The organism is Nostoc sp. (assembly GCF_041747015.1).
In the GTDB taxonomy this organism is placed as follows: domain Bacteria; phylum Cyanobacteriota; class Cyanobacteriia; order Cyanobacteriales; family Nostocaceae; genus Nostoc.
The window spans coordinates 1-4,791 of record NZ_JBGTFY010000380.1 but is presented as its reverse complement, the minus strand read 5'-3'; the positions used below and the strand labels follow the sequence as shown (position 1 = coordinate 4,791).

At 40.8% G+C, this 4,791-nt stretch carries 7 protein-coding genes; 2 read left to right on the top strand and 5 right to left on the bottom strand.

The annotated features are described in order from the left end of the window. Positions 1-245: 245 nt before the first annotated feature. Genes ACEW80_RS29970 through ACEW80_RS29955 form a run of 4 tightly spaced genes read right to left on the bottom strand, consistent with a single transcriptional unit; the run spans position 246 to position 2,978 of the window. Positions 246-863 carry a Uma2 family endonuclease gene (locus tag ACEW80_RS29970; RefSeq protein WP_373530096.1) on the bottom strand — a complete coding sequence of 206 codons (618 nt, stop codon included), beginning with the start codon at positions 861-863 and terminating at the stop codon, positions 246-248. 49 nt (positions 864-912) lie between these two features. Next, positions 913-1,224, bottom strand: coding sequence for a type II toxin-antitoxin system RelE/ParE family toxin (locus ACEW80_RS29965; protein WP_373530095.1), 312 nt, complete (start codon positions 1,222-1,224; stop codon positions 913-915). Beyond that, positions 1,221-1,493: a type II toxin-antitoxin system ParD family antitoxin gene (locus ACEW80_RS29960; RefSeq protein WP_373530094.1), complete on the bottom strand. Its 273-nt coding sequence runs from the start codon at positions 1,491-1,493 to the stop codon at positions 1,221-1,223. The genes ACEW80_RS29965 and ACEW80_RS29960 overlap by 4 nt, the downstream gene beginning before the upstream one ends. 30 nt (positions 1,494-1,523) lie before the next feature. Further along, positions 1,524-2,978, bottom strand: a complete 1,455-nt coding sequence (locus ACEW80_RS29955; protein WP_373530093.1) for an N-6 DNA methylase — start codon at positions 2,976-2,978, stop codon at positions 1,524-1,526. A gap of 234 nt (positions 2,979-3,212) precedes the next feature. Here ACEW80_RS29955 and ACEW80_RS29950 point away from each other — a divergent pair, with 234 nt between their 5' ends. Together ACEW80_RS29950 and ACEW80_RS29945 are read left to right on the top strand one after the other, a co-directional pair. Continuing rightward, entirely contained in the window at positions 3,213-3,491 is a 279-nt protein-coding gene (locus ACEW80_RS29950; RefSeq protein WP_373530097.1) for a hypothetical protein, read from the top strand. 12 nt (positions 3,492-3,503) lie between these two features. After that, the gene (locus ACEW80_RS29945; RefSeq protein ID WP_373530092.1) at positions 3,504-3,950 is read left to right on the top strand and encodes an HNH endonuclease; all 447 of its coding nucleotides are present in this window, start codon (positions 3,504-3,506) and stop codon (positions 3,948-3,950) included. Between the two features lie 20 nt (positions 3,951-3,970). Here the strand turns inward: ACEW80_RS29945 and ACEW80_RS29940 are convergent, their stop codons facing one another. After that, positions 3,971-4,648, bottom strand: a complete 678-nt coding sequence (locus ACEW80_RS29940; RefSeq protein WP_373530091.1) for a type I restriction-modification enzyme R subunit C-terminal domain-containing protein — start codon at positions 4,646-4,648, stop codon at positions 3,971-3,973. Positions 4,649-4,791: the final 143 nt, after the last annotated feature.

Genomic DNA, 4,791 nt, shown 5'->3' with positions numbered 1-4,791 from the left:
TTAAGTGTGAAAAAACCTAGTTATGTAAAAAAAATAACTAGTCCGACGCGTTAGTGAACTAGTTTTTAAAGAAATCCTCTTCTCATGCCATGAGTATTATTACTCATCCACAAATAGTAAAAACTGCAAAAGTATAGAACTTCTTCCTGTTTGTCTTGTGGAAGGGAACGCCACTTGGTTAATAATTCTTGTTCTGCACTCATCTTTACTACCTACCTCTGATAATTTAGTAAATTTAATACTTATTATTGACCAGCATGAAAAACTTGTTCCGCAGTTAAATTTAACTCAGGGAAAGTAGGAGATAGAATTTTATCGCTACCCCGAAACAGACTAACTTGGTATTCCCCATCAATTAGTTGATAGACTGAGAAAGTGGGTTGTTTGGGATTACCGATAAACTTCCTAGCCGCCAATGCTGCATAGTCAACAATCCAATATTCGGGAATGCCCATCTCCTCATAATCGGCAAGTTTCAGATAATAATCATCGCGCCAATTGGTACTGACAACCTCAATCACTAAAGGAATTGATGCACCCTTAGTAACAGTAGAAGACTTTTCCCAAAAAGGTTCATCAACCAAAGCTGCGTCATTTAGTATTAATACATCAGGGAAATAACCTGATTCTCTTTCTGGTGGTTTTACAATTGCTTGATTGGGAATAAAGTAGGGGAGATTTAATCTTCTAAACTCTAAAGTCAATTCAGCCGCCGAAAATCCTTTTATCCTTTCATGTTTCCCCGTAGGCTGTGACATTTCGACAATTTCCCCATTGTGTAATTCATAGCGTACCCCAGAGTTTTCAGGATACCAAGTGATAAATTCGTCAAAGGTAACTATTTTTGGTAAGGCTTGGGTCATAAAATTCTCAATATTTAAAATGGTACTAAATAAATTAGATTATCAATACTCACTCATCATTTATGTCGTCAAAAAGTGCCTTTAAATCACGATATCCGCTTACTACCCGTAAAATTTCAATTCCTCCTTCAATGGGACGATAAAATATGAGATAATTATCAACAGGAAAGCTACGTAAGGTGAGTAGTAGTTCATCTCGTCTACGCCCCATACTAGGAAAATTAGCTAAAGTGCTGCATTTTTGATTGATTTTATTGAGTAATTTATCTGCTGCATCCAAGCTAGTATTATCAGCAACATAGTCAATAATACTTTCAATATCTCGACTGGCGGGAACGGTAAATTTACACCTATTACTCATGCACCCTCATGTTGGCGACGTTGTGCTAATTTCGCCCGTATTTGATGAAAAACAGTCTCACTATCAATCACCTCACCGCGTTCTGATGCTTCTACACCAATCATGATTTCCCGTTGTAATTCCTCAAATCGTCCTTTGTAGATATTTTCCTGATTAGCAAACATCCGCAATGCAGCTAAAACAACTTCTTCTGGTGAGGTATACTTACCATTTTCTAATTGAGTTTTGACAAATTGTTCAAGTTCTGGGGTTAATGTAAGATTCAACATATACTGTCCTTATTTTTAGCTGCATTGCTTTTATTCTAGAAGTTCTGCACTTGCTTCAGTTTCTTCCTCCCCTTCTAGCAACACTGTCAACGCCTCCATTTCTGCGATCGCTGTTTGTAATTTCGTCATAATAGCGGCTGCAATGATATCCGGTTCTGGTAAATCATCCCCCGACTGCAAACTTTCATCCCGCAGCCAACTTATATCTAGATTTTCGCCGCGTTTAGTAATTTCCTCCCGCGTCCATCTGCGCCACCGTCCCGACTCCCCTTGATCAACACGCGGACTTCCCCCATTAGCATCATTCCCGTAAACTTCTTTAAACGCCCTAAAATGCTCTCTAGTTAAAGGAGTCCGCTTGCCAAAAACAGGTATATTCGTTCGCATATCGTAAAACCACACCTGCTTGGTGTTACCCTTCTCCGTCGTTCCCCGTTGGAAAAATAGCACGTTAGTTTTCACACCTTGGGCATAGAAAATCCCCGTAGGCAATCTCAAAATTGTATGCAGGTTGCACTTATCCATTAAATCAGCGCGGATGCTGCGCCCTTGCCCATCCTCAAACAGCACATTATCAGGTAACACCACCGTCGCCCGTCCTCCGGGTAACAGTCCGCGATAGATATGCTGTAAAAAAGCTAACTGCTTGTTTGACGTAGTAAATGTAAAATCATCCCGTGTTGGCAGTCCGCCACCCTTTTTCGTTCCAAAGGGGGGATTGGTAAGAATTACATTAGCTTTTGGTAACTGCTGCCCCTCGCTAGAGAGAGTATCACCCAAGTCCACAGCACCTTCAATGCCATGTAGCAGCATATTCATTAATAATAGTCGATGGGCATCCTGCACCAACTCAATGCCGTAAAATGCTTGGTAGCGGTGAAACGATTGTTCAGCTTCGCTTAAATCAAATAAATCATCAGTGTGTTTTTTGATATAGCGATCGCTGGCAATTAAAAAACCACCAGTCCCGGCGGCGGGGTCTTGCACCAATTCCCCAGCTTGTGGTTTAATGAGTTCCACCATGCAATCAATCAAAGGACGCGGCGTAAAGTATTGCCCTGCACCAGATTTTTTCTCACTAGCATTTTTCTCTAAAAGTCCTTCATACAAATCACCTAAACCCTCTTCCTTAGCAGAGTACCAGTCAAGTTCGTCAATGCTTTTTACTAGCTTATTGAGAATTTGCGGTTTTTTGAGGGCAGTTTGGGCATTAACGAAAATTGCCTGCACCCGTGGCAAACTGCTAGAACCCAACTCTAACAAAGTGGCGCGGTAAAAATTCATCTGTTCGATGCCATCCTTCACCACCAAATCACCCCAACGGCAGCCTTCTGGGATTTGGCTTTCTGTACCCGTTTCCTGCGCCATCTTGAGGAACAGCAGGTATGTTAACTCTGTCACATAAGCCAGATAAGTAATCCCATCGTCGCGTAAGACGTGGCAGAGATTCCAGAGTTTTTGAACAATATCAGTTGTTGCGCTCAATGTTTTAAATAAATAGTTACTATATAAATGCTGCTTTGCAATTATACGCAATCAGGTAGTGTTGTCAAAACTGGATATTATTCCGATGATTGGCGTAAAGAACATTTACAACAGATAAAGCTATTTGCAGATTTATTGTAGAGTAAGCAATGCCTATCCAATTCTGTTAATTGCTAAGTCTATAAGGAAATTTTCTCTCTAAAACTTATATCCAAATATTCTGAGATAAATATGATGAAAACTAATTTACCTCTGAAATTGTCACACTTACCCAACAGTCTACCGTTAGATGGTGCTGTCCGCATTGAGTTAGTAGAAGGAGTGCCGATATTTCGCGCTTCCAGTTTAGTACAGGGGCAAATTGAAGCTTTATTAATTAAACAAAAAGAATCTGCCCTGACTTCTGAAGAAGAAACAGAATTAGATGAATATGAAGAATTAGACGATTATCTGAGTTTGGTAAATCGGATGATCCGAAATACATCGCTTACTCAAAATCCAAGCGAATTATAGGGAATTAGAGATTTGTCTGCGAATCGTTACATTAATGAAGCTACTCAAGAGCAAGTACGACAACGAGCAAAGTCTCTGTGCGAATATTGTCACGCATCAGAACAATGGCAGTATGTTTCCTTCACTGTAGACCATGTGATTCCTATTGCCAAAAATGGTGCTAGCTCAATTGATAATTTAGCTTTGGCGTGTTTTCATTGCAATCGCCAAAAATCCGATAAAATTCAAGCACTTGATAACCAGTCGTTATCTGAAGTGTTTTTATTTAATCCGCGCATTGATAGTTGGCAAGAACACTTTATTTGGTCAACAGATACACTTTCGATTATCGGCTTGACAGCAACAGGACGCGCCACAGTAGCAGTATTAAAATTCAACAGAGCCAGAATAATTAATATTCGTGCTGCTGATAGAGAAATTGGGCGGCATCCACCACAAAATGACCCAATTCAAAGTTGAAAATTTCTCCATCTGCGATATCATCCCACATCTTGCCATAATTCATTATTAATCTGCACTAAAATCTCTGACAACTTCCCATTAAAAGCTTTATTTAATCTGACAAAACCACCTTGGGATTTAAATTCACCTTGGTCTAACGCTTCCCGATCCACAATAGTTTCTACCTTCAACTGTTTACCAATGCGTTCTAACCATTGGCGCTGGGGTGATGTCCAGTTTTGAGAAGCCAAAATTTTCTTCATTGCCTTGTCCACTCTCTCCTCATAAGGAACCAAAGCATCGCCCAAAGTTGCTTGGCGGATAAATCCAATGATTGAGGCAGCAATATCAGCATTAGTCATTTCTCGCCATGCTACCTGCAATGTTTTTTCTGAATATCCTGCAAGATCAAGCATTAAACGCAATTCCTTCAACTGCGCCCTAGTCAACTCGCGGGGACGGGTAGTTACAACTATCAAAGCCGGAATCTTGTTAATGTTCTCGCGTAAATATGCGCCAAAACTATCTAAATAATCTTCGGGTTTTTGGGCATTACCGTAACCCCTCTCCACTCGTCGCAGTTCGTCGGCGTGGCGGGAAATTAGCAGTGGTTGTCTGCCACCATCTCTAGCATCTAACATTTGTGCGATCGCTGCCCGTTGCCGAAACCATTCGTGAACTTGTCGGGGGTCGCTTTGACGCAGGTGATTTATCATCTCCGCTATACTTTTGCAGAAATTGACCCAGAAATTAAATTCCTGAGCTAAGTATCAAAAAGTTGCAACTGGTGGTCTAGGCGGCTAAACGAAGAATTTGATCTAGCTCACGTGAGCGTGGCGTCAAGTCCCCTTCAGGAGCG